Raw genomic sequence first — 13,955 nt, 5'->3', positions numbered from 1 at the left:
TCGGTCGCCAAAGACCCGCGCCCGTCATTCCGGGGCTGCGAGGCAGAGCCCGGGATCCTGAACCGCAGGCCGCCCTACGGCAGGCATCGCCGGCGGCTCTGGATTCCGGCCTCGCCTGCGGCGCCCCGGAATGACGGCAGCCCGACGATCCGAAGCCTCAGGTTCTGATCGCAGCCAGCACCACCCGCGCCGCGCTGCGGCTCGGGGCCTCGTCGCCCGGCAGCCGCATCAGGCCGTCGATGCGCTGCAGGGCCGCGAGCTGGCGGTCCCGCGCGGCGCCGCCGGTGACCAGGGGGGCGAGCGCCGTGGCGAGGCGGTCCTCGGTGCACTCGGCCTGCACGAATTCCGGCATCGCGTTCTCGCCGAGGATCAGGTTCGGCAGCACGATCGTCGGCACCTGGATCAGGCGCCGGGCCACCGCCTCCTCGACACGCGAGACCTTGTAGGCCACCACCATCGGCACGCCGGCGAGCGCCAGCTCCAGCGTCACGGTGCCGGAGGCGGCAAGCGCGGCCCGCGCCTGGCGGAAGGCGGCGTACTTCTCGGCCTCGCCCGCGACGATGCGCACGGGGGCGCTCCAGGCCTTGGCCATGCGCTCGATCAAGGCGCGATGACGGGTGACCGCCGGCAGCACCGCCTCGATCGGCCCGACGTCCCGCGCCATGCGCGCCAGGGTGCGGCCGAAGACCGGCATCAGCCGCTCTATCTCGGATCGGCGCGAGCCCGGCAGCACCACCACGCGCCACGGCACGGCCTCCCGCGACGCCGCGTCGGCGGCGTCCGGCCGCAGCTCGGAGAACCGCTCGATCAGCGGATGCCCGACATAGGTGCAGGGCGGCCCGTTGAGCCGCAGGTGCGCCTCCGGCTCGAACGGCAGCAGCGCGAGCACGTGGTCGACGAAGCCCCGCATCGAGGCCGCCCGCCACGGCCGCCACGCCCACACGCTCGGCGAGACGTAGTCGACGATCGGGATCTCGGGCGCACGCTTGCGCACCCGCGAGGCGACCGCGTGGGTGAAGCCGGGGCTGTCGATGATCACGAGCACGTCCGGGCGGTTGGCGACCACGTCGTCCACCGTCTGGCGGATGCGGCGCAGGAGCGTGCGCAGCCGCGCCAGCACCGGCAGGTAGCCCATCACCGCCACGTCATCGAGGGGGAAGAGCGAGGTCAGGCCACGCGCCGTCATCGCCTCCCCGCCGACGCCGCCGAAGGTCACCGGGCGGCCCGCGGCCTCGCGCAGCGACGCCATCAGCTTGGCGCCGAGCTGGTCGCCGGAATCCTCGCCCGCGACGAGCCAGATCTTCATGCGCCGACCCCTATGCCGATCAGGAAGAGGCCGAGCCGATCGGCCTCGGCGATCGTCTCCGCCCGGTCGATCAGCAGCGTCCGCCCGGCCTCGACCGCGAGCCCGACGCAGCCGGCGGCCGACGCGTTGCGGACCGTCCGCGGGCCGATCGCCGGCAGGTCGATGCGGAGATCCTGGTCGTCCTTGGCGCACTTCACCAGCACGGTCGCGGGCAGCGCCCGCTCGCGCCGCCAGAGCCTGAGGTCCCACGGCTTGCGCCCGACGGTGCGGGCGCGGGCGAGCATGCGGTCGGTGCCCTCGGGGCCCTCGACGGCGAGCACGCGGTCGGCCGCGACCACCACCGCCTGGCCGACATCGAAGGCCGAGAGCGCGGTCAGCAGCGCGCGGCCGGTGTCGATCGAGGCTGCGCCGGCCGCGTCCGGCGCGTGGCGGCCGATCGGGCCGGCGGGGCTGAGCAGGTCCGGGGCGACCTCGTGGACGCCGCACACGGTGTGGCCGTTCTCCTCCAGCAGCGCGAGGGCACCGCGGAGCAGCCGGTCGTCGCCGCCATCGGCGAGATTGCGCAGGGCGACCCGGTTGCGGAACGCGGCCGCCGCGTTGAGGATCGCGGCCGGGCTCGGCCGTGCGACGCCGCCGGCCGGCACGATGGTCGCCGGCCCCCAGCCCGCGAGGATGCGCAGGGTCTCGCCGATGTCGAGGAGGTCGACGGTGGCGTCGGCCCGCGCGCGCAAGGGGCGGTCGGTGAACCCGCGCAGCGCCAGCACCTTGAAGGCGCGGCCGGCACGGTCGAGGGAGTGGGCGACCTGCTCGGGCAGGCGCCCGGCGCCCGCGACCAGCACCAGCCTCGCGTCCGGCCGTGCGGGCCGAGGAGCCGACATCGGCGGCCTCAGGCGCCGCCGCCGGAAGCCGCCGTCTCGCGCGGCGTGCAGATCGAGCGCTTGCCGCCGGCGCGGATGAAATCGAGGATCTCGCGCACCGCCGGGTGGCTCTCGAATTCCGAGGCCACGTCCTCGACCCGCTCCATCAGCGTCCCCTCGGGGGCGAAGAGCAGGCGGTAGGCGCGGCGCAGCGCATGGATGTCCTCGCGCGCGAAGCCCCGACGCTGCAGGCCGACGATGTTGAGGCCGGCGAGGTAGGCGCGGTTGCCGAGCACCATGCCGTAGGGGATGCAGTCGTTCTCCAGCCCCGACAGGCCGCCGACGAAGGCGTGCGCGCCGACGCGGGCGAACTGGATCACCGCCGCGCCGCCGCCGAGAATGGCGTAGTCGCCGACGCTGCAATGGCCGGCCAGCATGACGTTGTTGGAGAAGATCACCCCGCTGCCGACGTGGCAATCATGCCCGACATGGGCGTTGGCGAGGAAGGCGCACTTGTCGCCGACCACCGTCTCCAGGCCGCCGCCCGCGGTGCCGGGGTTCATGGTGACGCCCTCGCGGATCAGGCAGTCGGCGCCGATCCGCAGCGTCGAGGGCTCGCCCTTGTATTTCAGGTCCTGCGGCGGGTGGCCGATCGAGGCGAAGGGATAGATCCGGGTGCGGGCACCGATGCGGGTGTCGCCCGCGACGACCGCGTGGCTGACGAGCTCGCAATCGACGCCGAGCACCACCTGCGGGCCGACATGGCAGAACGGGCCGATGCGGCAGCCGTCGCCGATCTCGGCGCCGTCCTCGACGATCGCGCTCGGATGGATCGCGGGCGCGCTCACGCCGTCACCAGCATGGCCCCGATCTCGGCCTCCGCCACGAGGGCGCCGTCGACGCGCGCCTCTCCGCGGAACCACCACATCGTCTTGCGGTGGTTGGTCTTCGTCATGTGGAAGCGGACCTGATCGCCCGGCACCACCGGCTTGCGGAACTTGCACTTGTCGATCGTCATGAAGAACACCTGCTTGGTCTGCACGTTGCTCTGCATGATGTGCCGGCAGCAGATCGCGCCCGCCGTCTGGGCCATGCCCTCGATCAGCAGCACGCCGGGAAACACCGGCATGTTCGGGAAATGCCCGGTGAATTGCGGCTCGTTGACGGTGACGTTCTTGATCCCGATGCAGCTCTCGTCGCCGTCGATCTCGATGATCCGGTCGATCATCAGGAACGGGTAGCGGTGCGGCAGCAGCTCCAGCACCTTCTGGATGTCGGCCGAGCCGAGTTCACGCGCCGTCTCACTCATCGATCTCTTCGATCCTCGCCTCGACGCCGCGCATCCGCGCACGCCCGTCGTCACCGATCCCCGTCCTTTCGACCCAAACGGCGCCCCGACGCAAGCGCGGCGGGCGCACGGGCCGGATCGATCGGCCCTTTCGATCAGCCCTTGTCCGCCGGCTCGTCCCGGCCCGAGCGCTCGGCCAGGCGGGCGAGCGTCGTCAGCTCGCGGAACCAGGCGCGGACCGGCTTGGCCGGCGTGCCGCCCCAGCGGCTGCCGGGCGGCACGTCCCGGTTGACGTTGGAGGAGCCGGCGATCTGCGAGCCGCGGCCGATGCGCAGATGGCCGACGACGCCGACCTGCCCGCCGAGCACGACGTAGTCCTCGAGCGTCGTCGAGCCGGAGATGCCGACGCCCGAGACGATCACGCAGTGGCGGCCGATCACCACGTTGTGGGCGATCTGCACGAGGTTGTCGATCTTGGTGCCCTCGCCGATCACCGTGTCGCGCGAGGCGCCGCGGTCCACCGTGGTGTTGGCGCCGATCTCGACGTCGTCCTGCACGATGACGCGGCCGACCTGCGGCACCTTGAGGTGGGTCGCCCCCATGTGGAAGCCGAACCCGTCCTGGCCGATCCGGGCACCGGGATGGACGATGACGCGGTTGCCGACGAGCGCATGGCTCAGGGTGGCGCCGGCGCCGATCGCGCAGTCCCGCCCGATCCGCACGTTGGGTCCGATGCCGGCGCCGGGGCCGATCACCGTGCCCGCGCCGATCTCGGCGCCGGGGCCGACGACGGCGCCGGGATCGACCGTGACGCCGTCCTCGAGGCGCGCATCGGGGTGGACGTGGGCGCCGGGCGCGATGCCGCGGGCGCCGAACTGCGAGCCCGGGCGAAGCGCATCCGGGTGTAGCCGTCCGAGCAGCACCGCGTAGACGCGGTAGGGATCGCGCAGGACGAGGGTCGCGGTGCCGGCGGGCACGCGCGCGGAAAAGCGCGGGGCGACGAGGCAGATGCCGGCCCGGGTCGCGGCGAGCGCGTCGCCGTAGCGGGCGTTGTCCATGTAGGCGAGGTCGCGCGGCCCCGCGGTCTCGAGCGGCGCGGCGCCGTCGATCCGGTGCGCCGGATCGAAGCCCTCGGGCACGGGCAGGCCGGCCGCCTCGGCGACGAGGCCGAGGGTGAGACCGGGCTGCGGGATGAAGAAGACGGGATCAGGCATGCACGACAACGCGCCGCCCCGGGAAACCCGAGGCGGCGCGCGACCTTTTTTCTCGGATCAGAACCGCGAGCCGCCGGAGAAGCGGAACGCCTGCGTCTGGTCCGCGCCGATGTGGCCGTACTTGCCAAGCGTCGGGACGAACACCTTCAGACCCTCGTCCTTGCTCAGGGCGTAGGCGTAGTCGAAGCGGATCGGGCCGAGCGGCGAGTTCCACAGGATCGAGGCGCCGACCGACGAGCGGATGACGGCCTTGTCGCGGACGTTCACGCATTCCGGCTCGACGCCGATGTTGAAGGCGTTGAAGTTGCACGCGCCGCCGGGCGCGGTGCCGTTGATGAAGTTGTCGCCGTTCACGTCGAACGTGGTGCGGCCGTGATAGCCGAACAGCGTGCCGGCGTCGGCGAAGACCGCGCCCTTCAGGCCGAGATCGCGCGGCACGTAGGGGAGCGGGAACTGGATCTCGAGGGTGCCGCCGACGTAGGTCGAGCCGCCGATGGCGTTGGAGCGGGCGTCGGTGGTGCCGACGTCGCGCGGGCCGATGCCGTTGGGAGCGAAGCCGCGGACCAGCGACGGCCCGAGGAAGAACTGGTCGGTGATGCGCAGCGGGTTGCTGTCCAGCGCCTCGATGTGACCGCCCTGGAGGCGGACGAAGCCGACGACGTCCTCGTAGAGTTCCTTGTAGTACCGGGCGTCGCCGGTGACGCGGAAGAACTTCGAGTCGCCGCCGAGGCCCGCGACGTCGGGCTTCAGCTCGGCGTAGAGGCCGTTGCGGGGCGCGCCGATGACGTCCAGCGTCGAGTAGGCGAGCGTCAGGCCGGCGAGCGAGGTGAGCGTGTTGCCCTGGGAGCCCTTGATCGCGATCGAGGCCTCGCCGTTGTAGGCACAGGCCGGGTACTGGGCCAGCCCGCTGACGTCGCGGCCGTTGAGCTGCGCGCCGTTCGGGTAGACGCTGGTGATGCCCGGGATCGGGTTCGAGCAGTCGTTGTAGGGCTGCTTGATCGAGTTCGGGACCTTCAGCTCGGTGTTGTAGAGCGAGTAGCGCAGGGTCACGCCGAAGGCTTCGGTCACCGGCAGGCCGATACGGAGCTGGCCGCCGTAGACGGTGGTCTCGTAGCGCGAGTACCGGGTCAGGTCGCTGTACTTGTAGAACGCGTCGAAGCCGGCCGCGAGGCGGTAGCCGAGGAAGTACGGCTCGGTAAACGAGAAGTCGACGCCGCGCGAGTACTGGCCGCCGGTACCGGCGACGCGGACGTACTGGCCGCGACCGAGGAAGTTCGACTCGGAGACCGAGACCTCGCCGATGATGCCGTCCTGGGTGGAGTAGCCGCCCGCCACCGAGAACGAGCCCGTGGGCTGATCCTCGACGTCGATGTTGATCACGACGCGGTCGGGCGAGGAGCCGGGCTCGTTCGAGAAGCGGACCTTCTTGAAGAAGCCGAGGCCGTTCAGGCGGCGCTCGGCGCGGTCGGTCAGCACGCGGTTGTAGGCGTCGCCCTCGGCGATATCGAGCTCGCGGCGGATGACGTAGTCGCGGGTGCGGGTGTTGCCGCGGATGTTGATGCGCTCGACGTAGACGCGCGGGCCGTCCTCGACGACGAAGCCGAGGGAGACCTGGTGGGTCGCGCGGTCGCGCTGGCCGGTCGGGCGGACCTGGGCGAAGGGATAGCCGGCCCGGGCGACGTCGTTGGTCAGGCCCGACAGGGTCTTCTCGACGTCCTCGGCGTTGTAGACGTCGCCGACCGTGGTGCGGATCTCGCCGTCGAGGTTCTTCGTGTCGAGGCCCGGCAGGCGGGAATCCACCGCCACGGCGCCGACCGTGTACTGCTCGCCCTCCTCGACCGTGACCGTGATCACCCAGCCGTTGGCGTCCGGGCCCTCGACGTAGCGGGCGTCGGCGTTGACGATGCGGAAGTCGGCGTAGCCCTTGCGCAGGTAGTAGCGGCGGACGAGGTCGAGATCGTTGGCGATGCGATCGGGATCGTAGACGTCGGAGGTCTTGATGAACGACAGGAAGTTCATCTCGGACGAGGAGACCAGCCCCTTCAGCGTCCGCTCGCTCACGGCGTTGTTGCCGACGAAGGTGATCGACACGATGCCGGTCTTATCGCCCTCGTCGATCTGATAGATCACGTCGATCGAGCCGTTGGGCAGGTCGACGGTGCGGTAGGTGACCTTGGCGGTCCCGCGGCCGGCGCGGCGGTAGACTTCCTTGATCCGCGCCATGTCGGACTTGATCACGGCCTCGTTGAAGGCGCCGCGGGCCTTGGCCTCGACCTGCCCTTCGAGCGTGGCCTTCTCGATCTTCTTGTTGCCCTCGAACACGACCCGGTTGATCAGGTTGTTCTCGCGGACCGTCACGACGGTGCGGCCGCCGCTGGCGGCGACCTTCACGTCCGCGAACATGCCGCTGGCGAGCAGGTTGCGGCGGGCTTCCTCGGCGGAGCCCGATGCGGTGCCGGTGACGTAGGAACGGATGGTGTCGGCATCGACGCGGCGGTTGCCCTGAACGACGATCTGCTGGGCCTGCGCGACCCCGGTCAGCGCAATGCCCGCCGCGGCGGCTAGGACGATGGTCCGCTTCACCGACTTGCGCCGGTGCTTCCCCGTCATCGACATCATCTATTCGCCCGTCTGTCTTATCATCGGATCGGGTTCGCACCCGCCACGAGCGACCGTTGACCGGCCGTCCCGTAATACCTGGTCCAAGCGTAGCTCTTAGCGGGATTCCCCTGCCAAGCAAACGGCGCGGGGGGTCCTATGACCGGGATTTTGGGGGCCGTGGCCTTCAGGCCACTTAACGCCCCCGCAAAGTTCCCATCCATTTCGTCGCAGGGTAAACGAACGGTAAATCCCTGCGCCGACACGGAAATCCCGAGCCGTGCCGGATCCGGAAAACGTCTTCGTAACCCTTCCACGGCCTCCCGTCAGGGGACTCGCCGGGGGCCGGTCAGGCGCCGCCGGAGGCCGCCGCGCGCGCAATCGCGGCGGGATTGCGGCGACCGCCTCGTGGGCGGCGCGCGGGGACCGAGCGCGGTGCCGCGCTCAGGTTGCGCGCCAGGAGGCGCCGAGGTTCAGGATGTCGTTCCAGGCCGCGAAGATCATCAGCACCAGCACGAGGGCGAGCCCGACGCGGAAGCCGATCTCCTGGGCGCGCTCGCTCAAGGGGCGGCCGCGCACCACCTCGAAGGCGTAGAACAGCAGGTGGCCGCCATCGAGCAGCGGCACCGGGAACAGGTTGAGCAGACCGATCGAGACCGAGAGCAGCGCGATCAGCCCGATCAGCGCACCGATGCCGCCGACCTTGGCGACCTCGCCGGAGACGCGGGCGATGCCGATCGGCCCGGAGAGCTGGTCGGCGGATTCGCGGCCGGTCACCAGCTTGCCGAGGTAGGAGAAGGTGCGCTGGACCACGAACACCGTCTCGTGCACGCCGAGGCCGAGGGAGGCGACCGGGCCGTAGGTGACGAGCTTCGCCTCGGAGGCGGCCGGCGAGCGGATGCCGAGGCGCCCGATGCGGTGGCGGCCGAACTTGGTGCTCTCCTCGTAGACCGACGGCGTCGCGACGATCGGCACGTCGGCCCCGGCCCGCTCGACGACGAAGTTCAGCGGCGTTCCGGCGCTGCCGGTGACGATGCGGTACATCGTGTTGAAATCGGGGATCGGCTCGCCGTCGATGCTCTTCACGAGGTCGCCGGTCTGGAAGCCGGCCTGCGCCGCCGCGCTGCTGGGATCGATCGCCGAGACCCGGGCCGGCAGCTCGAGACGGCCGCCGAGCCAGATCGCGCCGGCGAACAGCAGGATCGCGAGGATGAAGTTCGCCACCGGGCCGGCGACGACGATCGCCGCGCGCTTGGCCACCGGCTGGGTCGGGAAGCTGATCGCCCGCTCCTGCGGCGTCATCCGCGCGATGGTGTCGGCATCCGGAATGCTGGCGCCGTTGGCGTCGCCGTGGAACTTGACGTACCCGCCGAGCGGGATCGCGCAGAGCTTCCAGCGGGTGCCGTGGCGGTCGTTGAAGCCGACGAGCTCCGGCCCGAAGCCGATCGAGAACGCGTGGACGCCGACGCCGCACCAGCGTCCGACGAGGAAGTGCCCCATCTCGTGGACGAAGACCACGACGGTCAGCACGAACAGGAACGGGATCACCGCACCGAAGAAGCCGGTGGCCGTGCCGCCCATCGCGGTCAGGAAATCCATGCGTCGATCCTCGGGCCGCGATCGGGCCTTGCACTCCGCTCTAGCAGATCGGGGCGGTGGTGATCCAACGCAAACCTGCGCCGACGAAACGCCAGCGTGGCACGAGCGCGCGGCGCCGGCGATGCGGGCGCGGCTCGAACCCGCCTTTTCCCCGCTATCCCCCCGCCCCCGCCTCGCCTGCCCGTCAGTGCCCGCCTCCCCCGGCGGCCGCCGCCGCGGGCCTGCGGATCAGGGGCGTGGCCAGCGCCATCAGCAGGAACAGGCCGGTGAGAACGAGGAACACGTCCTCGAAGCTCATCACCAGCCCCTGCATCCGCACGGTGTTGGTCAGCGCCTTCAGGGCCATCTTCTCGGCGTCGCCGCCGGTCGCCTCGAACTGGCGGCGCATCGCGTCGAGGCGCTCCAGGGCCGCGCCGTTGGCCCAGGTGAAGCGTTCGTGCAGGCGCTCGAGGTGCAGGTCCCAGCGATCGTTGAGCAGGGTGTTGATCAGCGCGAGCCCGACCGCGCCGCCGAGGTTCCGCGTGAGGTTGTAGAGGCCGGACGCGTTCTTGATCCGGGCCGGCGGCAGGGTGCCGAGCGCGATGTTGTTGATCGGGATCATGCACAGCATCAGCGAGCAGCCGCGCAGGACCTGCGGCCACAGCAGCTCCCAGAAGTCCCAATCCTTGGTCAGCCCGGTGACGATCCAGGTCCCGGCGGCGAAGCCCGAGAACCCGATCGCCATCAGGATGCGCGGGTCGACCTTGCCGGAGAACCGCCCGGCGATCGGCGCGGTGGCGAACATGCACAGGCCCGAGACGAACATCGTCTCGCCGATCTGCAGCGCCGAGTAGCCGCGGATCCGCGCGAGGTAGACCGGGTAGAGGTAGGTCAGCCCGTAGAGGCCGATGCCGAGGACGAAGCTCGCCGCGCAGCCGGCGGCGAAGTTGCGGTCGGCGAAGGCGCGCAGGTCCACGATCGGCTGCTTCGCGGTGAAGACCCGCCAGAAGAAGCCGACCGCCGAGACCGTGCCGATGACGCTGCAGATCGCCACCGCGTCGTCCTGCAGCCAATCGTGGTTCGGCCCCTCCTCGAGCACGTATTCGAGGCAGCCGAGGAAGCCCGCCATGCCGGCGAGCCCGTACCAGTCGAAGCTCCTGAACAGGTCGAGGTTCGGCTCGTCGAAGTCGACGAGGAAGAAGGTCGAGACCGTGACGGCGATGCCGGGCACCACGTTGATCAGGAACAGCCAGTGCCAGGAGCCGAGGTCCGTCAGGTAGCCGCCGACCGTCGGGCCGATGGTCGGCGCCAGCGTCGCCACGAGGCCGATCATCGGCGAGACGATCGAGCGCTTGGACGGCGGGAAGATCGTGAAGGCGGAGGCGAACACCGTCGGGATCATGCCGCCGCCGATGAAGCCCTGCAGCGCGCGCCAGACGATCATCGCGTCGATCGAGGAGGCGGTGGCGCACATCACGCTCATCAGCGTGAAGCCGCCGGCCGAGATCACGAACATCCACCGGGTCGAGAGCACCCGCGAGAGGGTGCCCGAGAGCGGGATCGAGATCACCTCGGCGATCAGGTAGCTGGTCTGGACCCAGGGGATCTCGTCGCCCGACGCCGAGAGGCCGGCCTGGATCTCGTTGAGCGAGGCCGAGACGATCTGGATGTCCAGGATCGCCATGAACATCCCGAACACCATGCACAGGAACGCCACCATCCGGCGGCGGTCGAGCAGCGGCTCGGCCGTCGCGGAGGGCGACGCCGCGGGGATGGGGGCTCGGCCGGGGCCGGCGGCGGCGGTCGCGGCCATGGCGGTCAGTCCTGCTTATGCGCGGTCCGCAGGAGCGGCGCGTCGGCGCCGTCGCGGGTGTCGATGCGGACCGTCACCGACAGGCCGGGCCGGAGCAGGCCCTCGGCGGCGACGTCGGCCGGCACCTTCACCCGCACCGGCAGGCGCTGGACGATCTTGGTGAAGTTGCCGGTCGCGTTGTCGGGCGGCAGCAGGCTGAACACCGAGCCCGAGGCGGGCGAGAGCGACTCGACCTCGCCCGCGATCTCGCGGTCGGGATAGGCGTCGACCTCGATGCGCACGTGCTGCCCGGGGCGGACGCGCACGAGCTGGGTCTCCTTGAAGTTCGCATCGATGCGGACGCTCTTGAGCGGCACCAGGGCGGCGACGCGCGAGCCCGGCGCGACGTAGGCGCCGGCCTCCACCGCCTTGTTGCCGACGACCCCGTCGAACGGCGCCCGGATCGTCGAGAAGGCGACGTCGCGCTTGGCGCGGTCGACGGCCGTGCGCAGCTCGGCCGCGAGGCTCTCGGCCTCGCGCTGCTGGGCGTGCAGAACCTCGACGTTGGCCTTGGCCGCGATCAGACCGGCCTCGGCGCCCTTGACCGCGGCATCGGTGCGGTCGCGGTCGGCCTTGGCCTGGTCGAGGCGGGATTTCGCGACGTAGTCGGCCTGCATCTGGGTCGCGCGGTTGTAGTCGGCGAGCGCCCGCACCGCGTCGGCCTTGGTCGCGTCGATCTGGGCGGCCATCTGCACGACCTGCGCCTGCGCCGCCTCGGCCTGCCGGCCGATCCGCACGATGGTGCTCTCCTGGGTCGCGAGCTTGTCCTGCGCCGCCTGCTGCGCGAGCCGGTAGTCGCCGTCGTCGAGCCGGGCGATCACGTCGCCCTTCTTGACCGACTGCCCGTTCACCACCGGGACGGCTTCGAGGTAGCCGGAGATCTTGGCGGCGAGCACCGAGATGTCCGCCTGCACGTAGGCGTCGTCGGTCGAGACGAAGAACCGCCCGACGGTCCAGTACTGCCAGCCCTGGTAGCCGCCCCCGGCCAACGCCGCGCAGAGCAGGCCGGCCAGGACGAGCGTCTTGCGCGAGCGCTTCCCGACCACCGGGGCCTCGGCGGGAGCCGGGACGTGGGGCGAGGCCGCGGCCGCCTTCGGCGTGGCGCGCGGCGCCTCGGCGCGCTCGTCCCGCACGGCGTCGGCCGCTTCGGCCGCATCGATCCGGTCGCCATCCTCGCGCAACGACATGCCCGAAATCCCAGCTTGAAACTTGCTGACCGAACGGTTCGGTCATCGACCAGGACGATTGACGTCCGTCGCTCCGACGCAGTAGATATCATTGACCGAACGGTTCGGTCAATCAGGATCGCCAAGATGCCCGCGACCTCCGCGACGCTGGAACGAGACGCCGTCACGCCCGAGAGCGACAAGCGCCGCCAGATCCTCGACGGCGCGCGCCAGGTCTTCATGGGCGCGGGCTTCGACGGCGCGAGCATGGGCGAGATCGCTCGCACGGCCGGCGTCTCGAAGGGCACGCTCTACGTCTACTTCGACAGCAAGGAGGCGCTGTTCGAGGCGCTGACCCTGGAGGAGAAGCGGGGCTTGGCCGAGGCCCTGTTCCTGCTGGATGCCGACGACCCCGACGTCGCCGCGGTGCTGACGCGGCTCGGCACCACCTACCTCATCGAGATGGTGCGGCCCGAGCACGTGGCGGTGATCCGCATGGTGATCGGCGCCTGCGAGAAGTTCCCGCGCTTCGGGCAGGCCTTCTTCGAGGCCGGCCCGGCGATGGGCGTGACGCGGCTCACCGCCTACCTCGACGCGCAGGTGGCGGCCGGGCGCCTGAACGCGGCGGACACGAACCTCGCCGCCAAGCACTTCCTGCATCTCTGCCAGGCCGGCCTGCTGACGCGCCTGCTGTTCCACGCCGGCGATCCGGTGACGCGGGAGGAGATCGACTATCGCATCCGCGAGGCCGTGCGGGTGTTCTTCGCGGGCTACGGCCCGGGGCGCTGAGGCACGCCCTTCGCTCCCGACGACGTGCGGATGCGGCCAGGCCTCGACTCGGAGCACCCTTCCCTCCCCCGCTCAAAGGGGGGAGGGAAGGCGCGGTGCGGATCGGAAAATCCGTCGCGCTCAGCCGGCCGCGCGCATCCGCGGCAAAGCGGCCGTGCTCCAGGCCCGCACCTCGGCGTCGATCGCCAGGGCCTCCTCGACGCCGTCGGGGGCGGTGCGGTGGATCCCCGCGAAATGCGCGATCGCGCGCTCGACGAGGTCGGCGATTCCGTAGAACGGGATCGCGCCGGCGATGAAGGCCGCCACCGCGATCTCGTTGGCCGCGTTCATCACCGTCGGCGCCGCGCCGCCCTCGGCGAGCGCCGCGCGGGCGATCCGCAGGCACGGGAAGCGCGCCTCGTCGGCGGCCTCGAAGGTGAGGCTGCCCAAAGCCACGAGGTCGAGGGACCGGCCGCGGGCGATGGTCAGGCGGTCGCCGAGGCCGAGGCAGTGCGAGATCGGCACGCGCATGTCGGGCAGCGCCAGCTCGGCGGTGACGGCGCCGTCGAGCCAGTAGATCATCCCGTGGATCACCGATTGCGGATGCACCACCACGTCGAGGCGGCCCGGCTCGATGCCGAACAGGTGGTGCGCCTCGATCAGCTCCAGCCCCTTGTTCATCAGGGAGGCGGAATCGATGTTGATCTTCATCCCCATCGACCAGGTCGGGTGGGCGGCGGCCTCCGCCGGCGAGGCGGCGGCGATGCGCTCGCGCGTCCAGGTCCGGAACGGGCCGCCGGAGGCGGTGATCATCATGGTGCGCACATCTTCCAGCGGCCGGCCGGCCATCGCCTGGCTGAGCGCGTCGTGCTCGGAATCCATCGGCAGGATGGTCGCGCCGTAGCGCTTGGCGTCGCGCATGAAGGCGTCGCCGGCGCAGACCAGGCTCTCCTTGTTGGCGAGCGCGACCTGCCGCCCGAGGCGGAGCGCCTCGTGGGTCGGCTTCAGGCCGGCGGCCCCGCTGATCGCCGCGACGACGATGTCGGCCTCCTGCGCCACCGCGTCGAGCACCGCCGCCTCGCCCGCCCCGGACGGGATGCCGGAGCCCGACAGCGCCTCGGCGAGCGCCGCGCCGGCGGCCGGATCGGCGAGCGCGGCGAAGCGCGCGCCGGTCTCGCGCGCGACCTTGGCCAGGGCCGCCGCATCGCGGCCGCCGACCACGGCGCCCACCCGGAAGCGATCCGGGTGCTGGGCGAGGAGGTCGGTGGTCGAGCGGCCGATCGAGCCCGTGGCGCCCAGGATGGTGACGGTGTGGGTCACGGCGAAAA

General features: G+C 71.2%; 11 protein-coding genes. 1 reads left to right on the top strand and 10 read right to left on the bottom strand.

The genetic code is table 11. The features are described from left to right. Positions 1–157 precede the first annotated feature (157 nt). From lpxB to MKK68_RS07575, 9 genes are all read right to left on the bottom strand, one after another. Entirely contained in the window at positions 158–1,306 is a 1,149-nt protein-coding gene (gene lpxB, locus MKK68_RS07615) for a lipid-A-disaccharide synthase (protein WP_243983992.1), read from the bottom strand. Beyond that, positions 1,303–2,184 (bottom strand): LpxI family protein, encoded by an 882-nt coding sequence (locus MKK68_RS07610; RefSeq protein WP_244029615.1) that lies wholly within the window; start codon positions 2,182–2,184, stop codon positions 1,303–1,305. Before MKK68_RS07610 ends, lpxB begins: the two co-directional genes overlap by 4 nt. Before the next feature lie 8 nt (positions 2,185–2,192). Further along, on the bottom strand, positions 2,193–3,011 hold the full coding sequence (lpxA, locus tag MKK68_RS07605) for an acyl-ACP--UDP-N-acetylglucosamine O-acyltransferase (RefSeq protein ID WP_147728018.1): 819 nt from the start codon (positions 3,009–3,011) through the stop codon (positions 2,193–2,195). Then, positions 3,008–3,472 carry a 3-hydroxyacyl-ACP dehydratase FabZ gene (fabZ, locus tag MKK68_RS07600; RefSeq protein WP_147728017.1) on the bottom strand — a complete coding sequence of 155 codons (465 nt, stop codon included), beginning with the start codon at positions 3,470–3,472 and terminating at the stop codon, positions 3,008–3,010. The genes lpxA and fabZ overlap by 4 nt, the downstream gene beginning before the upstream one ends. 134 nt (positions 3,473–3,606) lie before the next feature. Then, positions 3,607–4,665, bottom strand: a complete 1,059-nt coding sequence (gene lpxD, locus MKK68_RS07595; protein WP_244029613.1) for a UDP-3-O-(3-hydroxymyristoyl)glucosamine N-acyltransferase — start codon at positions 4,663–4,665, stop codon at positions 3,607–3,609. Positions 4,666–4,722: 57 nt separating this feature from the next. Then, the gene (gene bamA, locus MKK68_RS07590) at positions 4,723–7,284 is read right to left on the bottom strand and encodes an outer membrane protein assembly factor BamA (RefSeq protein ID WP_147728015.1); all 2,562 of its coding nucleotides are present in this window, start codon (positions 7,282–7,284) and stop codon (positions 4,723–4,725) included. Positions 7,285–7,707: 423 nt separating this feature from the next. After that, entirely contained in the window at positions 7,708–8,862 is a 1,155-nt protein-coding gene (locus tag MKK68_RS07585; RefSeq protein WP_244029611.1) for a M50 family metallopeptidase, read from the bottom strand. Positions 8,863–9,046: 184 nt separating this feature from the next. Next, a complete protein-coding gene (locus tag MKK68_RS07580) occupies positions 9,047–10,654 on the bottom strand; it encodes a DHA2 family efflux MFS transporter permease subunit (protein WP_244029609.1) in 1,608 nt (535 codons plus the stop codon). Between the two features lie 5 nt (positions 10,655–10,659). Beyond that, positions 10,660–11,880, bottom strand: coding sequence for an HlyD family secretion protein (locus MKK68_RS07575; protein WP_244029607.1), 1,221 nt, complete (start codon positions 11,878–11,880; stop codon positions 10,660–10,662). A gap of 126 nt (positions 11,881–12,006) precedes the next feature. Here MKK68_RS07575 and MKK68_RS07570 point away from each other — a divergent pair, with 126 nt between their 5' ends. Next, positions 12,007–12,648 (top strand): TetR/AcrR family transcriptional regulator, encoded by a 642-nt coding sequence (locus MKK68_RS07570; protein WP_243932315.1) that lies wholly within the window; start codon positions 12,007–12,009, stop codon positions 12,646–12,648. Positions 12,649–12,768: 120 nt separating this feature from the next. Here MKK68_RS07570 and dxr read toward each other — a convergent pair whose 3' ends face one another. Continuing rightward, positions 12,769–13,947, bottom strand: coding sequence for a 1-deoxy-D-xylulose-5-phosphate reductoisomerase (dxr, locus tag MKK68_RS07565; protein ID WP_244029605.1), 1,179 nt, complete (start codon positions 13,945–13,947; stop codon positions 12,769–12,771). Positions 13,948–13,955: the final 8 nt, after the last annotated feature.

Source organism: Methylobacterium sp. E-016, assembly GCF_022829745.1.
In the GTDB taxonomy this organism is placed as follows: Bacteria; Pseudomonadota; Alphaproteobacteria; order Rhizobiales; family Beijerinckiaceae; genus Methylobacterium.
The sequence above is the reverse complement of the archived record's forward strand: the minus strand, read 5'-3'. Positions and strand labels throughout refer to the sequence as shown.